The sequence below is a fragment of the Mucilaginibacter sp. A5337 genome, assembly GCF_059690695.1.
In genome coordinates, this window is record NZ_JCAWEC010000016.1 from 24,310 (window position 1) to 51,290 (window position 26,981).

The following is a 26,981-nucleotide window of genomic DNA, read 5'->3' on the forward strand; positions in this document are numbered from 1 at the left end:
GTTTATCTTTTCAGGGATTGTAAGGGCCTCCTGGCACGCCCCAGCCCCATTGCGGCATCGGCGTATCCGGGCTTTCTGTTGTATTATCCGTTTGAGAATTTAATACCGCTATCCGAGTACCCCATTCCAGGTAAGCCATAAAAGCCGAACGAAACTCAGGATCATCTGGCAGCGATAGCTCATCCGCAGTTTGCAGCAACAGTTCAATCCAGCGTTTGCGGTGCGCTTCTGTTAAATGCTTTTGCAAATGTTTATTGATCATGGCATAGTGGCTGCCTTCGGTTTCGCTGTAAGTTTTAGGTCCGCCAAAAACTTCGCTTACAAAATGAGCCACATGCATCCGATGCTGAGGCGACATATGCTTAAATACGGGCTCCAGCAGTTCATCGGCCAAAACCTTATCATAAAATTGATTGAAAAGCTGTTCAAAAGCAGGTGTACCACCCGCCCACTCAAACAACGTAGGGACTGTTGTTGTCATAATTGTAAATACCGGTTATGATAAAGATAAACAGTACATCTTTAAAAAGTCAGTAATTTACAAAAGCCATAAATTAATTATTTGTTTCGCTCGGTAGTGAACTTTACCAGTTGCTCCAACCCGCGGTGCGAATCACTGTCAGGAAAAGTATTCAGGATTTCGAAAGCCTCATCCTGGAAACGCTTCATTTGCGTTTCGGCATATTGAAGGCCGCCGGTATCCTTTACGAATTTGATGATCTCGGCTATTTTTTTAGGGTCTTCATTATGGTTCTTCACCAGGTTGATCACCCTCTTTTTTTCTGAACTGCTGCAATTGGCCAGCGCATAAATAAGCGGCAAAGTAACTTTTTTCTCCTTGATATCGATTCCTAATGGTTTCCCCACATCATCAGTACCAAAGTCAAACATATCATCCTTAATCTGGAAAGCTATGCCAATCTTCTCGCCAAAGAGGCGCATTTTTTCGATAATCTCATCGCTGGCTCCGGCAGATGCAGCCCCACAGGCGCAGCATGATGCGATAAGCGATGCTGTTTTCTGCCTGATTACATCATAATAAACCGGTTCGCCAATATCCATACGGCGCACCTTTTCAATCTGCATAAGTTCACCTTCGCTCATTTGCTTAACAGCGTCGGATACGATACGCAACAGTTGGAAATCATTATTATCGATAGAAAGCAGTAAGCCTTTTGAAAGCAGGTAATCTCCTACCAAAACGGCTATCTTGTTTTTCCATAAAGCATTGATAGAGAAAAAGCCGCGGCGCTGATAGGAGTTGTCAACCACATCATCATGCACAAGTGATGCCGTATGCAACAGTTCAACTAATGCAGCCCCACGGTGCGTTGCCTCATTGATGCCCCCGCAAATACTGGCCGAAAAGAACACGAACATAGGGCGGATCTGCTTGCCTTTACGCTTTACAATATAATGTGTAATGCGGTCAAGCAGCGGAACAGAACTCTTCATCGAGTTCCTGAATTTCTCCTCAAACGCATCAATATCAGCAGCAATAGGTTTTTTAATGTCGTTGATGCTCAGCATTGCAACCAAAACAGTATTTTATGTTAACCACCGCCTTGTGACAGTGCGGAGCAAACATAAGCTAAAATTATGTATCTGCATTACAGCCTACTATTTTTTACTCAAATTAAACCAAAGCATATCATAATAGTCATACCAATGCGAGTGCAATTTTTGTAAGTAGAGTTAAGTTTTTGTGAAAGCGGGGCCCGGTTTAAACGGGCTTCGCTTTTTTATTGATTGTAAGGGCAAATATTTTACCTTTGCACTCCACATTTACACGGAGAGGTGTCTGAGTGGTCGAAAGAGCACGCCTGGAAAGTGTGTATACTCCAAAAGGGTATCGAGGGTTCGAATCCCTCCCTCTCCGCTGATTGTACCAAAAGTCAAAAATCGGTTAAATCAAGCGCCCAAAGTCAACCGTCGAGATTTCTGAATGTTCTAAATCCCTATCCTTCTTTTTACCAATCTCGGCCCAGCTCCGAAATGAATATCATCTATCTGAAAAGCATACAGGTCATATCACCAGAAAATCTATCCTCATTATCAAAACTATCATTGACTATTTCATTTACATACGCGGAACAGAATAAATGAAAGCATATGCAACAATATTCTTGCATAATCGATGACGTTTATAAGTTTTTGGTATCTTAGTAAGGTCTTTACGAACCTTTACGTCTCGTTTATCACTAATTCCGAACCTTTCATGAAAAATAGGAAATTTCCTTTACATGCGATTAAGCTGCCACTGGCATCCAATCCCATTATTTTTGTTGTGTGCATTTTATTTTTGATGGTGTGGGCGCCCGATGGCTTATCGGCACAAGCGCCAACCCTAAGTTACAGCACACCGAAAAGTTACACAGCTGGTATGGCCATTACCCCGGTGATACCCACAAGCAGCGGAGTGGCCGCATTATCTTATTCCGCACCGATTGTTAAAGGTTCAGGTTTTGCCAATCCTTATGATGTGGCAGTCGATAATGCCGGGAACATTTATGTAGCTGATGTTGGAAGCAATTCAGTAAAGAAAATACCTGCCGATGGTAGTGCACCTGTTAGTGTTGGCTCCGGCTTTAATAAGCCTACAGGGGTAGTTGTCGCCGTATCGGGGAATGTGTATGTAGCAGACCAGGGAAACAATGCGATAAAAAAGATCTTAGCCTCAAATGGTAGTATTGTAACAATCAATAATGTTGGCTCACCATTGGGCATTGCAGTAGATGCAGAAGAAAATATTTATTACACTGATCAAGCATCAGGAACTGTTAAAAGAATACCTGCTGGCGGCAGTACACCAACAGTACTGACCTCCGCAATTTTTGAAGGGATAGCCCGGATAGCAGTTGACAAAAATGGTAACGTGTACTTTAATGATGCAATTAATCAAGCGATATATAAAATGACTGGCGGAGGCAATGTGCCGGTCAAATTTGCCACAACAGATTCAGGGGGTACAGGATTACAAGTTGATGCTTCCGGCAACGTTTATGCTTCGTACTTTTTTTCCAGTACGATTAAAATGTACCCTTTCAACGGCGGCGGTAGTAGTGTTTTGATAAATAATTCTGGCATCAACTCCCCGTCAGGTTTAGCATTTGATACCTGGGGAAATTTGTATGTGGCCGATGGGAGTGGCTCAATTAATGAGTTACACATAACGGGAAATTACTATATTAACCCCGCGTTACCTTCAGGGCTAATTTTCGATAACAGCGCAGGCAAAATAAGTGGTACACCGCTTGCAGCCAGTCCGCCAACCAATTATACAGTTATTGCATATAACGCAACAGGAAGCACGTCGGCTACAATCAACATCACTATAAGCTTACCTTCCCTACCTGCAATAAGTTACAGTGGTGGTGCCCAGCACTACACGGCCGGTTCAGCCATTACCCCGCTTACGCCGACAAGCACAGGAGTAGCTGCAGCCTTATACTCTGTACCGGTCATCAAGAGTTCGGTGATTAATAAGCCTACAGGTTTGGCTATAGATAATGCCGGAAATATTTACGTAACAGATTTGAGCGGTCCGGTAAAAAAAATACCTGCGGGTGGTGGAACGCCGGTTGCTCTGGGTACGTTTAGCGCCCCTACTGGCGTAGCCGTTGATCCATCAGGAAATGTTTACGTGGCTGACAGGGGAAGCAGCTCAATAAAAAAAATATTGGCATCTGATGGCAGTATTATAACGTATAAAAATCTTGGCTTACCCTATGGCATTGCTGTAGATGCAACAGGAAATATTTATTATACAGATCAGGGTACCCACTCGGTTAAGGAGATACCTGCCCTTAGCAATGCCCCCATTACACTCACTTCAATTTCCAACTCGGTAACAGGAATAGCCGTTGATGGAAGTGGCAATGTTTATTTTTGCGATGTAAGCGGGCTGTCAATATATAAAATACCTGCAGGTGGGGGCGCGCCTGTTAAGATTAACTCGCAGCCAATAAGTCGATTGGTAGGATTAGCTGCAGATGCCTCCGGGAACATCTATGCCTCCTCTACCTATGACAATAGCGTACGAATGTATCCTGCCAATGGCGGCGGCAGTGTCCTGGTTGGTTCGGGATACAGCATTCCGGCGGGGTTAGCGATAGATGCAAATCAAAATGTATTTGTAGCCGACCAGGGTAATAGTGCAATCAAGGAATCACAAGCAATAGGAGGCTATTTTATCAATCCAACGTTACCGCCGGGGCTGATTTTTGATAGCGCGACAGGCACTATAAGCGGAACGCCACTTGCCGACAGTCCTTCAACCAACTTTACAGTTACCGCATACAACGCTGCCGGAGGAGCTTCAACTACTGTTAATATCACGGTGGCTACTGCTCCTATATCGCTTTTAACATATAATGGTGGCCCTCAGCAATATATGGCCAATTTGCCCATTACGCCGCTGGTGCCGACAAGCAAAGGAGTAGCTACAGCCTCATATTCAACCCCGGTTACAAAAAGTTCAGGATTTAATGATCCTACAGGTGTAGCCGTTGACGCTTCGGGCAATATTTACGTGGCCGATTATATGAACAGTTTGCTGAAAAAGATTCCTGCAGGCGGTGGTGCAACTGTTGTTATAGGTTCGGGCTTTAATAAACCTACAGGTGTAGCTGTTGATGCTTCGGGTAACATATACGTGGCCGACAGGGGAAACAACGCGATAAAAAAGATCTTAGCCTCTGACGGAAGCATTGTAGCGTTCAATGGCATTGGCTCGCCGTACGGCGTTGCGGCAGATGCGGCAGGAAACATTTATTATACTGACCAGGCAAATCTGACGGTCAGGAAAATACCTGCTGGTGGCAGTTCCCCCCAAACATTTAGCGCAAGTTACAATGGGCTAACCGGAATAACTGTGGATGACAACGGCAACGTTTATTTTAGCGACTCGGATAGCCAGGCTGTATATAAAATACCTGCCGGTGGTGGTACCGCCGTTAAGGTAAACCTGCAGCCAATAATTCAGGAGGTTGGGTTGGCAGTTGATGGCTCCGGTAACGTCTACGTGTCCTCAACGGCCGACAATAGCGTACGGGTATACCCTGCCAATGGTGGCGACAACATTCAGGTAGGTGCAGGATATAATAATCCCGCAGGGTTAGCGTTAGATGTTGCAGGGAAGGTATTTGTGGCCGATGGCGGCAACAATGCTGTTAAGAAAGTACAGCCAACAGGCAATTATTTTATCAGCCCCATGCTGCCTTCGGGGTTAAGTTTCGATAGTAATACGGGTACTATAAGCGGAACTCCGCTCGTAGCCAGGGCCTCAACCAATTATACCGTTACTGCATATAATGTTGCGGGTGGTGCCTCAACTACGGTCAATATCACCGTAGTTCCGGCTGCTGTGCCAACAATAAGCTATAGTGGAGGTGCTCAGCATTACACAGCTAACTCGGCCATTACCCCACTAACACCAACCAGTAACGGGGTAGGTGCGCAATCATATTCGGCTGCGGCGAACAAGGGTTCAGGATTTAGCAATCCGATGGGCGTAGCTGTTGATAACGCAGGCAATATTTACGTAGCCGATTATGCGAACAGTTTAGTGAAAAAAATACCTGTTGGCGGTGGCGCGCCGGTCAACATAGGTTCAGGCTTTAACAGCCCCACCGGTGTTGCTGTTGACGCATCGGGTAACGTATATGTGGCCGACCAGGGAAACGGGGCGATAAAAAAGATCCTGGCCTCAGATGGCAGTATTGTAGCGTTCAACAATCTTGGCACCCCCTACGGTGTTGCAGTTGACGCAGCAGGGAATATTTTTTTTACCGAACAAACCTCAAAAACTGTTAAGGAGATCCTGGCCGGCAGCAGCGCGCCTATAATAATAAGTACCGGCATTACCGATAATAATTTTTACTATCATATACTCACCGGTATAGCCGTTGATGGAAATGGCAATGTTTATTTTAATGACGCGGATGGTAACGCGGTATACAAAATACCGGCCAATGGCAATGGGTCTCGTGTTAAGATTATTTCACCCCCCATAGCAAAAGCGGCCGGATTAGCAGTTGATGCTTCCGGAAATGTTTATATTTCCTTTGGGTCTGATAATACTGTACGCATGTTTCCGGCCAACGGCGGTAATAGTGTCCAGATAGGTTCAGGGTATAACAACCCGGCTGGTTTAGCGGTTGATGCCGCGGGAAATCTGTTTGTGGCCGACGCGGGTAATAATGCAATCAAGGAATTGCAACCGACAGGCAATTACTTTATCAGCCCCATGCTGCCTGCCGGCCTAAGCTTTGATAGCTACACAGGCACAATAAGCGGAACGCCGCTCGCTGCCAGCCCATCAACCAATTATACTGTCACTGCCTACAACCCTACAGGCGGAGGAACTGCTACCATCAACATCAGCGTAGCGCCGGTTCCCTTACCAACGATAAGTTACACCGGCGGTTCTCAGCATTATACAGTCAATGCGGCTATTACCCCGCTTACACCGACCAGTACCGGCGTAGTTGCAAGGTCTTATTCGGCTCCGGTAATCAAAGGCTCTGGATTTAACAACCCTACGGGAGTAACTGTTGATAAAGCAGGCAACATTTACGTTGCCGATTATGCTAACAATTTAGTAAAAAAAATACCAGCGGGCGGCGGCGCACCTATTGTTTTAGGTTCGGGATTTAACAAGCCAACGGGCGTGGCACTTGATGCAGCGGGCAACCTATACGTGGCCGATTGGGGAAATGGCGCTATAAAAAAGATCTTAGCCTCTGACGGAAGCATTGTAGCGATTAATAATGTCGGTAAGCCCTATGGCATTGCGGTTGACGCCATAGGAAATATTTATTATACTGATCAAGGTTCTCAATCTGTCAGGCGTATACCTGCCGGCGGCGGCCCGGCGCTGAAGATTAGCGTGAATATATTCGGTTCAGGTACCTATTATACGCTGTTGACCGGGATAGCTGTCGACGGCAATGACAATGTTTATTTTAATGACTCAGGTGACAGCGGCATATTTAAAATACCAGCCTCAGGTGGTATTCCTGAAAAAATTGGCAATGAGTTCATCGGGGGGGAGTAGGAATAGCGGTTGACTCTTGCGGCAACATTTACGCTACATATAATAGTAATAATACTGTACGAATGATCCCGGCCGAAGGCGGCACGAGCACTCTCGTGGCTGCAGGATACAACAGCCCCACAGGTATTGCGGTTGATAGTAAGGGGAACCTGTTTGTTGCAGATGGAGGCAATAACCTGATTAAGGAATTACAACCGACAGGCAACTATTTTATCAGCCCGATGTTACCTTCCGGGCTAAGTTTTAATAGCAATACTGGTGCGATAAGCGGGACTCCACTTGTAAGCAGCCCGTCAACCATTTATACTGTTACCGCATATAATTCTACAGGAAGCGCCTCAACTACCATTAACATCACTGTGGATCAGATTCCATTACCGGTAATAAGCTACAGCGGCGGCTCTCAATATTATACAGTGAATACATCTATTTCGCCATTATCGCCCACAAGTAGTGGCGTAACCAAATCGGGCTATTTCCCTGTTGTGCTGGCGTCCGGGCTAAATGCCCCCGCAGGTGTGGCTGTAGATAATACCGGTAATGTATATTTTGGCAGCACCGGTAATGCCCCTGTAATGAAAATACCGGCCGGCGGAGGTGCGCCCGTATCAATAAGCCCTGCAATAAATAACGCGAGCGGATTAGCTGTTGATGCGAGCGGAAATATTTTTGTAGCGGAGCCAAATGACGCTCAAGTAGCTAAAATCCCTGCTGGTGGAGGTGCCCCTGTAAAATACGGTTCATTTACAAGTCCAGTAGCCGTCGCAATAAAGACGAACGATGTCAGTGTATTGGATGCGGCGAATGGGTATTATACGCTGACTACTCCCCACAATGGTGGTATTATACCGCTCATACATCCCACAGGTCTTGCTGTTGTTAGGGCAGATGTAACTTATTATGCCTCTGATCCCGGTGCCCGTGCTGTTTTACTGTTTGGCCCCGGCAAGGCGCTTGAAGGGGCGTGGTTGGGCTATAATTTAGATTTGAGCCAGGTAACCGGCGTTGCGGTGGATGTGACAGGAAATGTTTACACTACTAATACCGGCGGAGCCATATATATGATACCCGCTAACGGACATCCGGCCAAGACCCTTGTCACTGATTTTACGTCGGGATATGGTCTTGCACTTGATAGCGCCGGAAATATATATGCGGCTCAGAACCAAACACCGGGCAGAATAGTCAAATTTCAGCTTTGCTCTTACAGCATCAGCCCTGTTTTGCCGCCCGGTTTAACCTTTGACAATACTACGGGTATAATAAGCGGCACACCAACCACAACAAGTGCGCTGACCCCTTATACTATAACTGCATATAATGAAGCCGGAAAGACCTCGACTATAGTGAATATTGCAGTCGACGATCATTCGCTTAGTAACTTAACATTGAGTGCAGGCACATTAACACCAACCTTTGCAAGCAATGCCTTGAATTATACAGCGAATGTAACCAACGCGGTTTCAAGTATACAGGTAACGCCGACAGCTACAGATGCTTCTGCCATTATAAAGGTAAATGGTGCAGCTGTTACATCCGGCTCTGCTTCCGCTGCTATTCCATTGCATACAAATGCAAATACGATCAAAGTAGCGGTATCATCAGCTGATGGAGGATTGGCACAAACCTATACCATAGTGGTGAACAGGGCAAAGGCAGATCAAACAATAACCTTTAATGCATTGGCGAATGTGGATTACGGCACAGCTGACTTTGCTCCTGGTGCAACCGTTACCAGCGGGGCTGCACTTGCATATACAAGCAGTAACCCGGCAGTGGCTACCATAGTAAACGGTAAGATACACCTAACCGGTGCAGGTACCAGTACAATAACAGCAAGTGTTGACAGCAACAGTAATTACAATGCTGCCATACCTGTAGCCCGATCATTAACAGTTAACAAGGCAAATCAAACTATTAATGGGCCGGTGATAACTGTCTTAACAAAAGGCGGACAGTTTGATTTGAGTGTGTTTACCGCAAGTTCCGGGTTGCCTGTGACGATTACCACTTCCGACGCTACAATTGCTTCTGTAAACGGGCAAACATTAAAGGCACTTGCCATTGGCACAGCAACAATAACAATATCGCAGCCCGGAGATGCCAATTACTTAGCAGCTGCAGCCGTAACACGGGTAGTGACTGTAACTGATGACTTGGGTGATGATATAGTTGTTCATCAGGCTTTATCACCTAATGGCGATGGCATCAATGAACAGCTGTATATTGAAGGTATAAAGAATTACCCCGATAATTCCGTTACCATAGTTGACCGCAATGGGAATAATATATTCCATGTCAAAAACTACGATAATAGTACCCGCGTTTTTGACGGCCACTCCAATTCAGGTTCACTTCAACAGGCCGGATCATATTTCTATTTGGTAGAGTATACCGACAAAGGCGAAAAGAAAAGAAAAACAGGGTACTTTATATTAAAATACTAAGCTTATAAAACTTATCACATACACTACCATGATTCCAAAAAGAGCTTTTAGAGCCTGTATGATAACTACTGCATGTCTTATAATTTCGGTTATAAAGGCTGCCGGGCAGCAACAGCCAATTGTGTATACACAGTATATGGACAATCAGCGGCCATTCAATTCCGCATATTCGCTCGTGAATAATGTTGGGTCTGTAAACACCCTGGTGCGCAAACAATGGGTGGGTATAGACGGTGCACCAACAACGTTTTTATTTGATGCCGGCATTCCCGTGCCTTCCATCAATGCATCAGCCGGTTTGATAGTATACAATGATAAATTTACGATCGAACGTCAAACAAACGTAACCGGCTATTTTGCGAAAGCTGTACAAGTAGGGAAAAACCAATTTCTGGCTGTATCCCTGAATGCCGGATTTATGAATTATTCTGCCAATTATTCGTCATTGGATTCAGCTGACCCGCAGTTTGCCAACGATGTAAGGCAAACCGATCCAACAGTAGGAGTAGGCGTTATGTATTTTAGTGATTGGTATTATGCAGGTATCTCCGTCCCTCAAATTGCTATAAGGGCTTCGGGATCGTCTACGGATAAGTCCAGGATCCCATTCAAAAACCATTATTACATTTCGGGCGGTTTAATAACCCCAATTAGCGAAGATGTGCAATTTAAGCCCGCCACATTGATCTCTATCACCAATGGGCTACCTACTACTGCGGATATTTCCGGCACATTTTATCTAAAAAACGAGTTTGGGCTCGGCGTTAATTATCGGACAAATAAACAAGCTGCCGGAATAATGACTGTTAATTTCGACCAATTTCATATTGGATACAGTTATGAATTCGGTACCTCCTCTCAAAATCTTGGCAGATTTAATTTGGCCACTCATGAAGTAACATTAAGCTATCGCTTTGGAAAAACTTCAGCCTCAAACCGGTTATAGCAAAGATTGATAATTTGATTAACTGCCCCATATAAAAAAAGCCGCCCACAAACGTGGGCAGCTTTCTCAATCAACTATTATCTGGTATCTCATTTTACATCCCAGAATATCTTTGTTGTACGTGTATCTTTTGCTTTTACATCACTATAATGACTGTTAAAGCCAGTTTCGATACTCGGATATACTAAGCGGGTTGGCGGCGTAGTATAGTTAGCCAGTTTACCGGTGCTTGGGAAATTCAATACAGGGTATTTAGTACGCCTGTATTCGCTCCATGCCTGTGTACCTTGCATAAAGCCGAAATGCGCCCATTTCTGTGTCCATATTTTCACCAGCTTCTCGGTTTGCGTACCGGTATAAGCTACTGAAGCCGAGCTCAACAAAGTCGCAATATCAGCAGCATTCAAAGTTGGTTTATCGCCAGTACCTAAACTATTCAGATAAAAATAATAGTAAACAGACTGACTAACCGCAGTTTCGTATGCAGCTTTAGCATCACCGCCGCCCCAACGCTCAAAAGCCTCAGCTTTCAGGAAGTTAACCTCAGGCGCAGTTATTACAATACCCGGAAGTTTGTTATTGGTTAAGAAAGTGGTTGAATCAACTACCGAATATTTTGCAGCTTCAGTTGAGGCCTGCTCGCTTGTGAAAGTTACCGGCATTGCCTTGTATGTTTTGTTACCGTTTTTGTCGTACAATACAGGGATCCTTGGATCATTAGCCGGTAATAATACTGTATTTAACAGGTAATCTGGTGCATAGTTACTGCCACCTTCGGTAAGCGCGTTTTGTAATGACCCGGTATAAGTAGTTAACGGCGTTAATAAAACGTCGGTAGCTGCCGGACTGTAAGCTGCAACGTTGCCGCCGTCAATCAATGGATATGATGTTGGATCGGCCAGCATTTTGGCAACCTCAGCTTTTGAACCCGCTTCGTCATAAAAAGACATACGCATCAGCATACGCAAACGGATAGAGTTAGCATACCTTCTCCATTTATCAACACTACCACCTAACAAGATATCCTGTTGTGTAAATGCTTTGCTTGACTGGCCAGATAAAGTAGCTGTTTTAAAATATGTTGAAGCAGCATCCAAACCTGAGATGAAGCTTTTGTACAGTGCTATCTGGTCATCAAATTTTGGATTTTTTACTGCAGCAGTTGTTTCAAGGCTACCCGCCTCGCTAAACGGAATATCGCCCCAGCAGTCAACCATTTCTGATGCCTGATCATATAAAACCACACGGGCAGCGTTCATGATCACATCATTAGTTGCCTTATCCGTAGCCGACATCTGGTTGTAGGTAACTTCCATGGTACGGTATAAAGCCATTACACCATTAGCGGAACCATTTGGATGATAAAAATCTTCCCAGCGATTGCCCATGTATCCATCATTAGGCTGATATACGGTATTGGTATTAGGCAGGAAACATGTTTGTGAAAAATCAGCTGTGGCAGTTAATACAAATGTTCTGTAATGCCAGTACTCGGCCCTTACCCTGGTATTATTTAACATACCGGTAAACATGTACGGGATAGTTACCACGGCTGTTTTTTCCGGGTTGTTAAATTTTTCGTCGATGCTTTTTTTGCAGCTTCCCAATGATAAAGCAAGCAGCAACGCATATCCTATATTTTTAAAATTCTTTTTCATAATTAATGACTTGTGCTATTAAAAATTCGCGTTTAATGAGAATCCAAAACTCCTGGTAGCAGGTGATGAACCTTCATCAACACCTTGCCTGTACCATTTGTCGCCAATTGGCGCTTCAGGATCAAGGTTCTTAAGTGTGCGGTACACATACAATAAGTTTCTTCCTACTAAAGAGAACCTTAGGTTGTTCAGGTGCAGCGCTTTGTTTACGCTTGCAGGCAACCTGTAGCCCAGCACAACTTCACGCAATTTCACGTAGTTGTTTTTAAATACTGCGTTTTCGTTTACAGAGTTTTCGCCCCAGTCATAAGTATTCAGATAGTATGAAGCTGCGTCAACAATCGTAGTGTTTTTCTCTCCGTTTTCATTTACACCCGGAAGTATAACACCGTCATTATAGGTTTTGCCTCCGTTTGGAGCAGTACCCAAATGTTTGCCACCATTGCCATCAATGTAATAAGCTAAACCACCGTGGGCAGCATCACGATACTGTAAAGTACTTTCGTACATACCTGCAGCAGTACCATATTTCAATGGGTTTGACACCATTTTACCGCCGAAACGATAATCAACCAATACATCAAGAGAGAAACCTTTGTAGTTGAAAGTGTTGGCAATACCACCTACAATTTTAGGCTGTATATTACCTACGTTCACATACTTTGATTTATCAATAGTGTATAAACCATCGCTGTTTACAATCTTGTTGCCATTAGCGTCTTTAGCGATCGGGTAAACCAATATATTACCTATAGGTTGGTTTGGCTGGGCAACAACTAATAATGCAGATTGATCACCGGTGTAGAAGGTAAGCCTGTCAAAACCTGGCGCAAGGTTGTTTACTTTAGAATGGTTAACAGCAAAGTTTAAACGCACATCCCAGTTAAATTTACCGGTTATCGGTTTACCGCTGAAACCAACTTCCAAACCATCGCTGTGTAACGTTGCAGCATTAGCTAATAAGCTTGAAGCACCTGTTGTTGGCGCAACGTTAAGCGCCATAATTACATTTTTAACCTGGTTGTTGTAGTAAGTGAAATCCAAACCTAAGCGGTCTTTCAGGAAACGGGCCTCCAAGCCATATTCCTGCTCGTATTTCATCTCTGGTTTTAACTGCAGGTTACCATAAGTAGCATCAAAAGTAAGTTGAGTTACTGAACCATTTTGTGTTTGTAATGATGACTGGTTGTACAATACGTTAGGAACATATCTTGGAGCTTTGTTACCAACCACGCCGTATGACGCCCTTAATTTTCCGTAGCTGATAAACTCAGGCATTTTAAACGCATCTGTAAATATGAAGCCCGCGTTTACCGATGGATAAAAATAGGTATTGTTTTGTGTTGGAAGTGTTGAAGCCGACTCGTTACGTGCAGTACCTTCTAAAAACAGGTAATTTTTGTAATTAAAGTTCATGATTCCGAAAAAGGCCTGGCTTTTCAGGTAACCGCGGGTTGCGCTTGTATTTGGCACACCGTATGAGTTAGAGATAGAAAAGAAGTTTTCGGTAACCAAACCACCATTAGTACCAGAAGATTGATCGCGGTAAGTTTCGCTGCGTGAAGTGTAACCACCGCTAACAGACAGGCTCAGGTCTTTGGTCAATTTTGGCGAATAGGTTAACAATAAGTCACCGTAAGTAACAGAATACTGCCCTTTGGTAACACCATAATAACCAGTGCTTGATGAACCGTTAAATGCGGTAGGATATTCATTGTATTGTTGTGACTCGGTATTACGGCCGGTGTAATCACTGCCGATACGTCCGCGGAACTTTACATTTTTAAGTACGTCCCAGTTTAAAGTAGCACTGGTGATCAAACGATTTTCGTTTTCATCTTCGCTGTTCTTTAACTGCGTCCAGAAAAAGTCCATAATATCGGCACCGCTCATATTGTATTTGAAAGCTTCAGCTGGGTTTCTGGCAGCATTAGCAAGCGTTACGTATTTATAACCTTCAGATGTTTGGTAGTTATCCAGCAATACATCCGCTTTTTCCGAACGGTTTAAGAAGCCACCAAAGTTGGCTAAAACACGACCTAACTGGTACGGACGGTTATGAGTTAAAGTATTTACATAACTCGCAACGATGTCTGTGCTTATTTTGTCACTCAATTTAACTGTAGTATTTAAGTTAAATGAGTTTTTTTGCTGCTTTTGACCGCGCTGAATACCGGTATAATCCAAACGGGTTGCCGATAAACGGTAGTTAACCTTATCAGTTTGGTTTGATATAGCGATGTTGGCGTTTGAGCTATAGCCTGTTTGAAACAGATCTTTGTAGTTATTTGGCTGCGGAGTATAATCCCTGATCTCACCATCCCACCATCTGATCTTCTGACCTTCCATTTTAGGGCCAAATTGTGCATATGAGCTAAAACGTGGCCTGTAACCTGACGGTGAATTAGCATCAGCTAACCAGCCATCTTCGGTAAAACCACCTGCAAGGTTGGTAGCACGATCATAACCCGGGCCATAAACGTTTTGAAAATTTGGAGTAAACGCTACTTGCTCTGCAGTACCTACATAGTTGAAATCAACACCAAGGCCCCTTGATTTTGAACCTTTTTTGGTGGTGATCACGATAGCGCCGCTCATAGCGTCAGATCCGTAAAGCGCTGTTGCACTCGCACCTTTCAATACGGTAAGGCTTTCGATATCCTGTGGGTTGATATCAAGAATGCCATTACCCCTGATGCGCTGATCAGACCAGTAACCGTCGTTATTTGAACCACCGGCACCCGCCTCACTGTTGTTACGGATAATAACACCATCCACAACGTACAGCGGTTGAGTGTTGTAGTTAAGTGAGTTGATACCACGGATCTGCACGTTTACAGCACTGCTTGAACCACCCGGAGCAGTAGTAATTTTAACACCAGGAGCTTTACCGTACAATGCCGAAGCAAAGTTGGTATTACCTGCCTCGGTTAACTGTTTTGCCGTAATGGTAGTAGTGGCATAACCCAGGGCTTTTTCCTGGCGCTTGATACCGAATGAGGTAACTACAACTTCGTTTAACTCGCCTTTACCTGCGGCCAGCGTTACGTTGATCACGGAATTATCGCCAACAGTAACTTCTTTGGGGGTGTAGCCTACAGATGAAAATTTAAGTACCGTGCCTTTAGCAACTTTAATGCTGTAAGCACCGTTTGCGTTGGTTTGCGTACCATTTGTGGTACCCACTACCGTTACAGTTACGCCAGGTAATGGCCCTGTATCATCGCGCACCACTCCTGTAACATTTGTTTGGGCAAATAAATTTGCCGAGATAAAAAGGGGCAGTAGCAGGACCACCCACCTTTTCAAGTTTAGATAAAATTGTTGCATGAAAATTGATTAATTGAGTTAAAAAAAGCTCTTGGGTATATTTATGCAGGTTCGGAAATACCGGCCTGCGGACTAAGTTTATATAGGTTTTCAATCACCGTGGTTACGCCCCCTAACAGTTGTGCGTTGTTGCCAAGGTTTGAAACCGCCAATTGGGTGTAAGTGGTTAAGTGTGGGATGCAATGCTCATTCATGGCCTGCTGAATAGGGCTAAGCCATAATTTGCCTATAACACTTCCCTTCCCGCTTAAAATAATACTTTCGGGATTCATCAGGTGCAGCAATATGGCCAGCCCCTGACCAATAAAATAAGCTGCTTCCGAAATTATTTTTATAGCGAATGCGTCGCCTTTGAGCGCTTCGGTAATGATATCATCTGCCGATAATGTATCATATTTTACCAGGCTGCTAACTTCGCCCTGTTTTAAGCCTTCAACAGCCTTGGCTTCAATGGCCAGCAAAGAAGCTTCGGTTTCTAAACACCCCTGCTTGCCACATGAGCATAGCTTTCCGTTTTTATGAAGCGGCAGGTGGCTAAACTCTCCCGCAAAACCGCTATGCCCTTTAAATATCTCTTTATTGATGATCATCCCCAGGCCAACACCCCAGCCAAGGTTTATGATCATAGAGTTATTACGGGCGATGGGAAGGCCAAATTTTTGCTCGGCCAGGGCTATAGCCGTCGAGTCGTTTTCAATAAACACAGGTAGCCCGGCTTGTTTGGTAATGTAAGTTACCAATGTTTCTTCCGGCGATTTAAGGAAGCTCAGGTTATTACCCAAAAACGCATCAATAAAACCCGGCATGGTAATACCTATAGCTAAAAATTTATCTTTTGGCAATCCTGAGTTAACAACTACGGTCTGGATACAGGTTATCAATGAATGGATAGCATCCTTGTTATCGTTCAGCTTTAATTCAAACTCCTGCAATTCGCCTACAAACTCATTACTCATATTGACAATTACAATCCTTGTCAAAAACTGGTTCATAGCTACCGAAATGATAAAGCCGGTTTCGGCTATCAATGAGTAGGTTGCGGGTTTCCTGCCGCCACTTGAGGCCCGTATGCCAACCTCCTTTACAATATCTAACTTAATTAAATCAGCTATCCCTTTGGTTACATAAGGGATGCTTCTGCCTGTGTAAATACTCAGGTCATTAAGGGAAGCAGCCTTGCTGTAATACAGCCCTTTAATAAGGTCGATATTCTTGAGAAACATATAGCAGGGGGTTTATATCTGCATATTTAAATAAATTAATTTAATAACCAAAGAAAACTTTTTATTTTTTTTAAAAAGTATAGTAAAGATTTATAAAAGCAATAATTACTTTTGAAAATGAGAAGAAAACTATCACACCTTTTCATGGTATTATTTACCATGTTATACACGGGTTATGCACAGGCGCAACACGGTGTAAATCCTGATGAAATCAAAGAAAAAATGCAATGGTTTGCCGATGCCAAACTGGGCATATTTATTCATTACGGCATCTATTCGGTAAAAGGAATTGATGAAAGCTGGAGTTTTCATAACAAAAAGATCAGCTATCCGGATTATATGAACCAGCTAAAAGGCTTTACAGCCGATCAATATAAACCAGATGAGCTGGCAGAGCTGATAAAAGAAAGCGGGGCCCGCTATGCGGTAATGACCACCAAACATCACGATGGTGTAGCGTTATGGAACAGCAAATACGGCCCGCTGAATGTGGTGAAAAAAACTCCTGCAAAAAGAGACCTGTTAAAACCACTATACGATGCCTTACGTGCACGTGGTGTAAAAGCAGGAGCTTACTTTTCGCTTATTGATTGGAGCCATGCCGATTATCCGGGTTTTTTGAAAGACAGCAGCAGGTACCAGGTTAGTTCCCAACCGGCGAAATGGGCCAAATATTTAACCTTTATGAACGGGCAGCTTGATGAACTGGCCAAACAATATAACCCCGACCTTTGGTGGTTTGACGGTGATTGGGAACATAGCGCCGAGGAATGGAACGCATCGGCAGTGCGACAAAAACTATTAGGTTACAACCCCAACACTATCATAAACGGACGCCTGCAGGGCTTTGGCGATTATGACACCCCTGAGCAAAACTTCCCGGTGTCAAGACCTAATTACAAATGGTGGGAACTTTGTATGACCATTAATGATAACTGGGGCTATCAGCCACAGGACACTAATTTTAAAACCCCTTATGAAATCATCAGCATTTTTACTGACGCCGTAAGCTACGGTGGCAATTTACTGCTGGACATTGGCCCTAAAGGCGATGGCAGCATTCCGCCGCAGGAAGTGAACATGCTCAAAGAGCTGGGTGCCTGGAACAAGAAAAATGGCGAAGGTGTTTTTAATACCATAGCCGGCATGCCACAGGGCCACTATTACGGTGCGAGTACCTTGTCAAAAGATTCAACCACGGTATACCTGTTTGTTCCGGCTAAAACAAGTGCTCCGGTATTGGTGAAAGGATTGAAAAACAGCATCAAAAAAATAAGCGTTCTTGGCAGCGATACACCACTAACCTATAAAATCGTTGGCAAAATTTCATGGAGCGCGGTACCGGGCTTATTGTACATCCCAATTCCTGAAAGCCAGCAGGATAAGTATATGTCGGTAATAAAAATTGAACTTAACGGCAAACTTGACCTTTATCATGGCAAAGGCGGATTTCTGACCAATGAATAACAGAAAAGCCTAAAGCTAAAAGCGGAAGGCCTAAAGCCTTTATATCTGCACAACCCCTATCCCCTGATATCAATTTATCAAAAGCCTGTAACTAATTGCAGGCTTTTTTTTGCCAGTTGTTTCGATATTCGTCTATCATGATTAAAAAAATATGATAAGTAACTAAATTTTACAATATCACCATACAGTATTAACCTTAGCATTCATTCTTCAAAAAAACATCCTAATTAATAAGTGTTTTATATTTCACAATTAAAGTAATAACTTCATACTGAGTAAATTCGACTACTGAAACCTGCATTCAACCTAACTTAGTCATGTGTAAAGCTTTACTTTTATTGAGTTTAGTTTCTGCTTTTTTTACTCCGGCAACACGGATAACCGAGCCAACAGTGCTACCGGATCATCATAGTCAAAGCAATATAATAACACCCTCTTTTGTTAAATTTAACTATAGCCGGATAAGTAAAATAAAACCGGGATCTGCGGCACCTGATATTGCAGTAAGCGCAGCAAGCGGGGTAATCTCGGCCTGTATTGGCTCACCCTCTGCAAGCACACAGCAGTTTACCGTTTCAGGAAGTGACCTTACAGGTAATATCACTGTTACTGCACCTGCAGGCTTTGAGGTTTCAATTAACCCCGCCGGTGGCTTTACCAATACTTTTTTCCTGGTTGCACAAGGCAGTTCGGTAAGCCAAAAGACAATATATGTACGCATCAAAGCTGCGGGTGCCCCGGCTAACCTCTCCGGCTTTGTAACATTAACTACACCGGGGGGTACTACAAAAAATGTCGCCGTAAAGGGTATTATCGATAGCCCTCCAACGGTCGATAATATATCAGATATTACTTTTATTAACGGAGACAATACCACCCAGGTAAACTTCAGCGGTACCGGGAATACTTTTTACTGGACAAATGATAAACCCGCTATTGGCCTGCCTGTAAGCGGACAGGATAATATCCCTTCCTTTACCGCCGCAAATACCGGCTCCAGCCCTGTAGTGGCGCACATCAGTGTAACATCCCAGAAAGCCAACATTGCCTATGTGCCCGATTATGCCTCGAACACGGTTCTGGCAATTAACACCACAAACAATAAAGTTATTGCCAATATTCCCGTGGGTGCCAATCCGAGATTCGTTGCCATTAGCCCGGATGGGAAGAAAGTGTACGTTGGCAACGTATCTGGCAGAAGTATTTCCATAATCAACACACAGACTAACCAGACTAAGGATATATCAATTTTTGATAATCCCACAGCACTGATATTCAGCAATGACGGAACCAGGGCTTACGTTGCCGGTGAAAGTGGCGAATGTACTGTTATAGATGTTGCAAATGATGCTGTATTAACGGCACTTACATTTCCTTCGGGTGGGGCCGGGATTGCCTTAAGCGACGACGGAAAATGGATTTATACCACCAACCTCGCTAATGGTGATATACGGATTTATGATACCGGTAACAACCTCCCGAGCATCAATATTCCGGCCCAGGGGGCACGCTATGCTGTTACAAGCCCGGATGGAAGCAAGGTTTACTTCACCGGAAGTTACTCCAATTGTGTTTACGTAATAGATGTCGCCACCAATACCCTTTCAGCAGTTATCGGCTTAACTGCTGATGCAGAAGGAATCGCCATAAGTCCTGATGGCACCCGTATTTATGTTACCAATCAAACTGCGGGTACTGTAACCATAATCAATGCTACTGACGACGCTGTTATGACCACCCTACCCGTCGGGCAATCACCCGAAGGTTTATCCATTACTCCGGATGGTAAATATGTATATGTTGCCAATGCTGGCTCCGGCACCTTGTCGGTTATTAACACGTCAAATTATACGGTCTCTGCCACCATACCATGTGGTATATTCCCTTATGTTGTGGGCAATTTTATAACACCCGGCATAAATACCTGTACCGGTAGTCCAACCAATTTTAAGATCACGGTTAACCCCTCGCCTACCACTATTACGCCAGGAACAGTTGGGGGGCTTATTACCACGTGTATAGGCGCCCCTTCAACAAGTTTTCAGCAATTTACAATATCTGGCAACAATTTGTCGGGGAATATAACTGCTATGTCTCCCGCAGGGCTGGAGATCTCATTCAGTCAAACCAGTGGTTTTGCCGGTGTTTTAAATATTACACCAACCGGCGGCGCAGTTACCAATAAGGTAATTTATGTTCGTGCAAAAGCATCGGGCACGGCGGCTAAACTTTCGGGCAATGTGGTTTTAAGTACGCCAGGAGCAACCAGCAAAAGCGTAGCCGTAAAAGGTGTAGTTAACGACCTGCCTACTACAGATGCCACTGACAATCCGGTATACAATAACGGCGATATAACAGCCGCCATTAAATTTACAGGCACAGCTAATACTTACACATGGACCAACGATAAGCCATCAATCGGTCTGGCAGCAAGCGGCACCGGTGATATCCCGTCTTTTACCGCTATAAATACCGGCATACTTCCGGTAAAGGCCAACATTACAGTTACACCTTCTTCTGACGGATACTTATACCTCGCCGGAGCAAATAATATGATCCTGGTAGATGCCGATAATAATAAACAAACAGGAACTATCAATACCGACGGGCAGCCAATCGGAACAACGGTTAGCCCTGATGGCACCCTGGTGGCCATTACCGATTACAATGCCAATGCTGTCAAATTTATTAATACAACTACCCATAAGGTGGTGTCAACTGTTAATAACGTTTCTACCCCTATAGGAATCTGTTTTAGTCCGGATGGAAAAAAGGTTTATGTAGTCAACGAGCGTACCTCTAACGTTACCATCATAGATGTAGCCACAGCCACAGCCGAACCACCTATTTATGTTGGGTTTGGCCCCTATGGCATAGCCGCAAGTCCTGATGGTTTAACTGTTTATGTTGGCAGTACCGGCGAAAATGCGATAATTGCTATTAATACCCAAACACATCAAACAAGCCAGATCAAAGTAAATTTTGGCCCTACCGGGGTTGCGGTAAGCCCGGATAATAGCCGTGTATATGCCACCAGCGCACAATACAACGGATCGCTCAAAGTAATAAACGCGGCAACAAAAACAGTTATAGCTAACATTCCCGTCGGCGATGTATCTACCGGTGTTTGCGTTAGCCCGGATGGTAAACGAGTGTATATATCCAATACACTGAGCAACAACGTGATGGTAGTAGATGCCGAGCTCAATAAAGTAATTGCTACCATACCCACAGGCAACCACCCTTTTGGCGTATCCATAACTCCCGACGGAAAATATGTTTATGTAGCAAATGAAGGTTCAAGTGGTGTAAATATTATCAGCACTGCTACTAATTCAATAATTAACACGATCAACGTAACCGGGCAGTTGAGCAAAAGCTTTGGAAACTTTTTTGTCCCCGGAACCGGATGCACGGGTATACCAACTAAATTTACCATAACCGTAAACGGAATTTCGGTTATCACAGCCAGTACCGTTACGGGTATTATTTCAGCATGCGCCGGTTCGGCATCAACAAATACGCAGCAGTTTAAGGTATCCGGCAATAACTTATCAAACGACATTACAGCCACAGCGCCTGCCGGGTTCGAAATGTCGTTAAGTGAGACCAGCGGATTTGCAAATACCGTAACCATTGTGCAAACGGGCGGCACTGTAACGGATCAAATTGTTTATGTCCGTTCGGCAGCATCAGGCACTTCGGGTAATATTTCCGGCGATGTAGTGCTCAGCTACGCCGGGGTATCCGATAAAAAGGTTACTGTAAATGGGGTGATCCGTCCGTTGCCAATCGCCAATCAGGTAAATGATCAAACTTTTAACAATGGAAGCATAACAGCTGCCATCAACCTTACCGGAACAGCAACAACTTATACATGGGCCAACGATTTACCTTCTATTGGCTTGCCCGCCAGTGGAAGCGGCAACATACCATCATTTACGGCCGTCAATAACAGCCAGGCCGTAGTTACCGCAACCGTCACTGTAATACCTTCGGATGCTTCATGCCAGGGCAATTCCATGAGCTTCAAAATCAATATAAAGCCGGCAATTCCAACCTTAATAAGCAGCGCAGTAACCGGTAATATTACAGCATGCCAGGGCTCACCTTCAGTCAGTCCGGATATTCAAAAATTCAACGTTACAGGTGCAAACCTAACCGGAGATATGCAGGTAGCGGCACCTCCAAATTTTGAAATATCACTTAATCCAAACACAGGATATACCAACGCACTTACGCTGGCACAAAGTGCCGGAAAAGTTGACAATACAGAAATTTATGTACGAATAGCAGATATAGCCCCCGCCGGCAATATTTCAGGCAATGTGATATTGTCATCTGCCGGCGCCACAGATCAAAGTGTACCTGTAAACGGCACGGTGCAAGCCCTGCCTGTAGTTGATGCGTTATCTACTCAAACCTTTAACGACGGAGCTGCAACAACACCTATACATTTCACAGGCACGGCAACTACATACACGTGGACCAATGGGAACCCGGCTATCGGCTTGCCTTCTAATGGCAGTGGCGATATCCCCTCGTTTACAGCCGTCAATAACGGGCAAACGGTGCTTAGCGCAACCATTACAGTTACGGCGCTAAATGCAACATGTACAGGCAATTCTACAATCTTCAAAATCAATATTATTCCAACTCCTCCATCCCTGACAACAGGTGCTGTAAGCGGAAGCATTACTGCATGTCAGGGATCAGCATCTTCCAGTCCGGATCTCCAGCAGTTTCCGGTAACAGGCAATAGTCTTGTAAGCGATATGCAGATAGCAGCCCCTGCAAATTTTGAAATATCTCTTAATCCGGCCACCGGCTATACAACTATGCTTACACTCGCACCAACAGCCGGAAAAGTTAGCAATACTATTATTTACGTACGTTCTTCGGCCTCCGCCCCTGCAGGCAGTAGCTCAGGAGTAGTTAGTATTTCATCAGCAGGGGCCACCGATAAAACAGTTAATGTATCTGGCAATATTAACGGATTGCCCATCGTCAATCCTATGCCACCTTTTGCTTTTAACAACGGCTCGGCTACAACAGTCATCAATTTCTCCGGTACAGCTACCACTTATACATGGGCAAACAACATGCCTGGCATAGGCCTACAGTCCACTGGCACAGGCAACATACCATCATTTACGGCCGTCAATAATACAACAAACCCGATTACGGCAACTATAACCGTAACGCCATCAAGCGGGTCGTGTACAGGAAGCCCTGTTATTTTTAATATTACTATTAAACCTACCCTTGTACCTGCAATAACATTTACAAGCAACTTATCATCGCTCAATACAGTTTACGGCACACCATCCGCTTCGGGCAGCTTCAGTGTATCGGGAAATAATCTATTATCCGGCGTAACAATCACTCCGCCTGCAGGCTTTGAGGCAAGTACAGATGGTATAAATTTTAACAACACAGTAACCATAGGTAGTGCAGGTACACTTACCGGCACCACTGTTTATATCAGGTTGGCGAAAACAACCACCGTTGGCAGTTATTCCGGTAACGTTTCGTTAAACACCAGTGGTACGGCAAATATTTTGCCTGTACCTAACAGCACGGTTGTCCCCGCCTCTGTAATAGTTACCGCAGATAACAAAACCCGCCCCTACCGCTCAGACAACCCTCCATTCACCGTCACATACAGCGGCTTTGTAAATAACGAAAACGAATCGGACCTTATAAAAAAACCGGTAACAGGAACAATGGCCACACCAGCATCGGCTGTTGGAGAATATACCATTTCATTTGCAAGCGGAGCGGAATCGCCTAATTACACCTTTACCTATGTAACCGGAGTGCTTACCATAACACCGGCAGGAGTAGTTGTATTTAACACCTTCAGCCCCAACGGCGACGGAATAAATGATACCTGGGCTATAAAGTACATTGAATACTATTCAAATTGTACCGTAGACATATTTAACCGCTGGGGAGCCAGGATATTTTCGTCTATTGGTTATGGCAGGCAGTGGGATGGCCAGTTGGGTGGGAGCCCGCTGCCCACCGGCACCTATTATTATGTTATCAACCTCAAAGATAAATCGCCGGTAAAGTCGGGTTGGGTAGCTATAGTCAGATAAAATCGCGCCGATAACACACTAATTAAAATAAATTCAGAAGCACGAACAACCCTTAATTCTCACTTTATTATGCGGATAAACCGTATCAGGCAAAAAAAATTCAACTTTTTTTTCCATTAAAACAGCCACGCAGCCGCGAAGTGCCTTTGCGGATCAAGCGTATCGACAACAATGTATCTTGCTTTTAATCAATAGTTTACAATAAATTTGTTTTGTCAAACCAATTGCCCGGTATTCCAAAACTACTGTAAGACCGTATGCTAAGCAAAAAAAATGCCGGGTCCGATTAACCCGTAAACGGCTTGTTTTTATGGCATTATGCCGGGAATAACAATTATAAACTAAAAACCAATTTATGAACAACAAACCAAAAACTACCTGTGTAACCCTGTTGGGTTTAGCCCTTTTTGTGGCTCTATTTTTCACTTATTGCACTAAAAAACAAGTGACACCGGCGGCGGCAGACAAGAATGCAACCTCATCGGCATTAAAAACCCAGGCTACCGGCTTTATCCACCCCGGGATCCTTAACACTCAACAAACACTTGATTATGTAGGCCAGCAAGCAAACTCAAACGATGCCAACCGGCTGGCTGCCTATCAGTTTGTGCTCAACTACTGCAACAACCACAGCCCCAGCGGTGCGTATAAAGCTACCGTACAGGTTGCAGGCGGCGTTACCACACCCGATGAAATTGCATTTAAAGGCGATGCTTTGCTAAGCTATGCCCTGGCACTGCGCTGGGCTAAAACCGGTACCGCCTCCTATGCAACCACTGTAAAACAAATTCTTGACGGCTGGGCCAATAGCTTTCAAAATTTCAGTGTAACCGGTTCACAGCCTAACCAGGCATCGCTTGAGGCTTCATGGGCGGCGCCTACCTTTGCAGCCGCTGCAGAAATTATTAAATACTACATTCCGGCCAGCGGTGTTGGCGGCGGCTGGACCACTGCCGAAAACACGCAGTTTGTAAACTTTCTGAACAACATGAAAGATAATTACATCAATAACGTGCCCAACTTTAACAACAACTGGAACGTATCTGCCGGATACGCAAAAATGGCTATAGGTGTATTTGAAGACAGCCAAACTGTATACCAAAACGGTATCACAGCTGTAAAAACCGTATTGCCTAATGTAATAGCATCTGATGGTTCAATGAATGGCGAGATCTGCGGATCACATAATGACTATGTGCACTATCAATACTCGCTTACAGGATTGAGCTATGCCGCAAACATTGCAGGCATTCAGGGCGATCTGTCTATTTACTCGGCAAGCAGCAGCCGTTTATTAACCGGGTTTAATTACCAGTATAAGCTGATGCACGGCACCGTATCACCACCATGTTCGCCAAACGGCAATGTTAACAACCCAATCTGGCCGGGCATTGAGGTGGCTAACCGCCATTACGGAACTACCGAAACCAGCTACATCGCCAGCAATTATGTATGCGACAGCAATGGTTTGCCTAATGGCGATATTGGCTTTTTATGCTGGACAAACTACACGCATAACAATGTGCCAACTACTTTTTAACAAAACATCGACTTAATTAAAATCTTGTTGAAGCTGCCCGTTTATGACTGACCTCATTAGCGGAGCAGCTTTTTACTTTAATAAAATCAAAGGCCACAGCACTATCATGCAAAGCATAAAACTGACATAATAACCACGCTCTGAGGCTACAACAGACAAAAGGACGTAAAATCGCCACAATTAATGATCTTTTAAAATAGGGAATGCAATTTGAGCGCTGCCTTTTGAAAGGATTATTATGGATAGCTATTCGGCTACAATTATCAATGCTGTTGACAAGGTGAAGACAGCAGTTGTAAAAATCGAGATTTTCAGTAATGCTAATGGTAAGGAACAGACTGCCGGAACGGGATCAGGGTTCCTATTTTCTTCGGATGGATATCTTTTTACCAACAGCCATGTTATACACAATGCCAAAAAGATTAAGGTAAAAATGCATGACGGTACCGTACACACGGCCGAACTTATTGGCGAAGACCCGGATACGGATTTAGCCATCATTAAAATCAATGGGGCAGAGTTTACACCGGTAAAATTAGGAGATGCCGATCAGCTTCAGATCGGTCAGTTGGTCATTGCTATCGGGAACCCATTAGGCTTTCAGCATACGGTAACTGCCGGCGTGGTTAGCGCCTTAGGCCGAACATTAGAAGGCCAGGGCGGCAGGTTGATGGACAGCATGATCCAGACAGATGCGGCACTTAACCCCGGAAATTCAGGCGGGCCGTTAGTTAACGGCGATGGCGAGGTAGTAGGTGTAAATACAGCAGTGATCAGAGGAGCGCAAGGTATTTGTTTTGCCATCAGTATTAATACGGCCAAGGATATTGCCAATCAGCTCATCAGGTTTGGCAAGGTAAAAAGGGCATACCTTGGTGTTGTTATGCAGCAGATAGATCTGGTTCCGAAACTTCGGGCAATTCATGAGGTATCTAATAAACAGGCGTTATTTGTTTCGGAGGTTGCTAAAGACAGTCCTGCCGCCAGGGCTGGCATCCTTAGCGGGGATATTATTTATTCCTTCAACAACCAACCGGTTGAAACATCAGACAGTCTATTTAAAATGCTTACCGAGGATAAAATAGGCCAGTTCCAATATATCGGCATCCTTAGGAACAACTATAAAACTGAGTTTAGGATAACGCCGGCACAAAAGAACTGAAAATAAATGGGGCTGCTTCACATGGAAGCAGCCCCATTTATTTTCAT

12 protein-coding genes and 1 tRNA gene are annotated in these 26,981 nt (G+C 44.3%); 8 read left to right on the plus strand and 5 right to left on the minus strand.

The window, feature by feature from the left end:
* Positions 1 to 10 precede the first annotated feature (10 nt).
* Both AC59JO_RS29015 and AC59JO_RS29020 read right to left on the minus strand, forming a co-directional pair.
* Positions 11 to 481, minus strand: coding sequence for a group II truncated hemoglobin (locus AC59JO_RS29015; RefSeq protein ID WP_413671101.1), 471 nt, complete (start codon positions 479 to 481; stop codon positions 11 to 13).
* A 77-nt stretch (positions 482 to 558) separates the two neighbouring features.
* On the minus strand, positions 559 to 1,530 hold the full coding sequence (locus AC59JO_RS29020; RefSeq protein WP_413671100.1) for a polyprenyl synthetase family protein: 972 nt from the start codon (positions 1,528 to 1,530) through the stop codon (positions 559 to 561).
* Between the two features lie 261 nt (positions 1,531 to 1,791).
* Between AC59JO_RS29020 and AC59JO_RS29025 the strand changes: the two genes are divergently transcribed.
* The 4 genes from AC59JO_RS29025 to AC59JO_RS29040 all read left to right on the plus strand — a co-directional run bounded on the left by AC59JO_RS29025 (position 1,792) and on the right by AC59JO_RS29040 (position 10,450).
* Positions 1,792 to 1,879: transfer RNA gene (locus AC59JO_RS29025), tRNA-Ser, on the plus strand.
* A gap of 339 nt (positions 1,880 to 2,218) precedes the next feature.
* Positions 2,219 to 7,057 carry a putative Ig domain-containing protein gene (locus AC59JO_RS29030; protein ID WP_497309855.1) on the plus strand — a complete coding sequence of 1,613 codons (4,839 nt, stop codon included), beginning with the start codon at positions 2,219 to 2,221 and terminating at the stop codon, positions 7,055 to 7,057.
* 62 nt (positions 7,058 to 7,119) lie between these two features.
* Entirely contained in the window at positions 7,120 to 9,504 is a 2,385-nt protein-coding gene (locus AC59JO_RS29035; RefSeq protein ID WP_497309857.1) for a T9SS type B sorting domain-containing protein, read from the plus strand.
* Positions 9,505 to 9,532: 28 nt separating this feature from the next.
* Positions 9,533 to 10,450 carry a PorP/SprF family type IX secretion system membrane protein gene (locus AC59JO_RS29040; protein WP_497309859.1) on the plus strand — a complete coding sequence of 306 codons (918 nt, stop codon included), beginning with the start codon at positions 9,533 to 9,535 and terminating at the stop codon, positions 10,448 to 10,450.
* Between the two features lie 89 nt (positions 10,451 to 10,539).
* Here AC59JO_RS29040 and AC59JO_RS29045 read toward each other — a convergent pair whose 3' ends face one another.
* Genes AC59JO_RS29045 through AC59JO_RS29055 form a run of 3 tightly spaced genes read right to left on the minus strand, consistent with a single transcriptional unit; the run spans position 10,540 to position 16,661 of the window.
* Entirely contained in the window at positions 10,540 to 12,108 is a 1,569-nt protein-coding gene (locus AC59JO_RS29045; protein ID WP_497309861.1) for a SusD/RagB family nutrient-binding outer membrane lipoprotein, read from the minus strand.
* Between the two features lie 18 nt (positions 12,109 to 12,126).
* Positions 12,127 to 15,438: a SusC/RagA family TonB-linked outer membrane protein gene (locus tag AC59JO_RS29050; RefSeq protein WP_413670968.1), complete on the minus strand. Its 3,312-nt coding sequence runs from the start codon at positions 15,436 to 15,438 to the stop codon at positions 12,127 to 12,129.
* A 41-nt stretch (positions 15,439 to 15,479) separates the two neighbouring features.
* Positions 15,480 to 16,661, minus strand: a complete 1,182-nt coding sequence (locus tag AC59JO_RS29055) for an ROK family protein (protein ID WP_497309863.1) — start codon at positions 16,659 to 16,661, stop codon at positions 15,480 to 15,482.
* A 117-nt stretch (positions 16,662 to 16,778) separates the two neighbouring features.
* Here AC59JO_RS29055 and AC59JO_RS29060 point away from each other — a divergent pair, with 117 nt between their 5' ends.
* From AC59JO_RS29060 to AC59JO_RS29075, 4 genes are all read left to right on the plus strand, one after another.
* Positions 16,779 to 18,128 (plus strand): alpha-L-fucosidase, encoded by a 1,350-nt coding sequence (locus AC59JO_RS29060; RefSeq protein WP_497309865.1) that lies wholly within the window; start codon positions 16,779 to 16,781, stop codon positions 18,126 to 18,128.
* A gap of 317 nt (positions 18,129 to 18,445) precedes the next feature.
* Entirely contained in the window at positions 18,446 to 24,232 is a 5,787-nt protein-coding gene (locus AC59JO_RS29065; RefSeq protein ID WP_497309867.1) for a T9SS type B sorting domain-containing protein, read from the plus strand.
* Between the two features lie 355 nt (positions 24,233 to 24,587).
* Complete coding sequence (locus tag AC59JO_RS29070) at positions 24,588 to 25,772, plus strand: alginate lyase family protein (RefSeq protein WP_413670964.1); 1,185 nt, start codon at positions 24,588 to 24,590, stop codon at positions 25,770 to 25,772.
* Between the two features lie 238 nt (positions 25,773 to 26,010).
* Entirely contained in the window at positions 26,011 to 26,934 is a 924-nt protein-coding gene (locus tag AC59JO_RS29075) for a S1C family serine protease (protein WP_497309869.1), read from the plus strand.
* Positions 26,935 to 26,981: the final 47 nt, after the last annotated feature.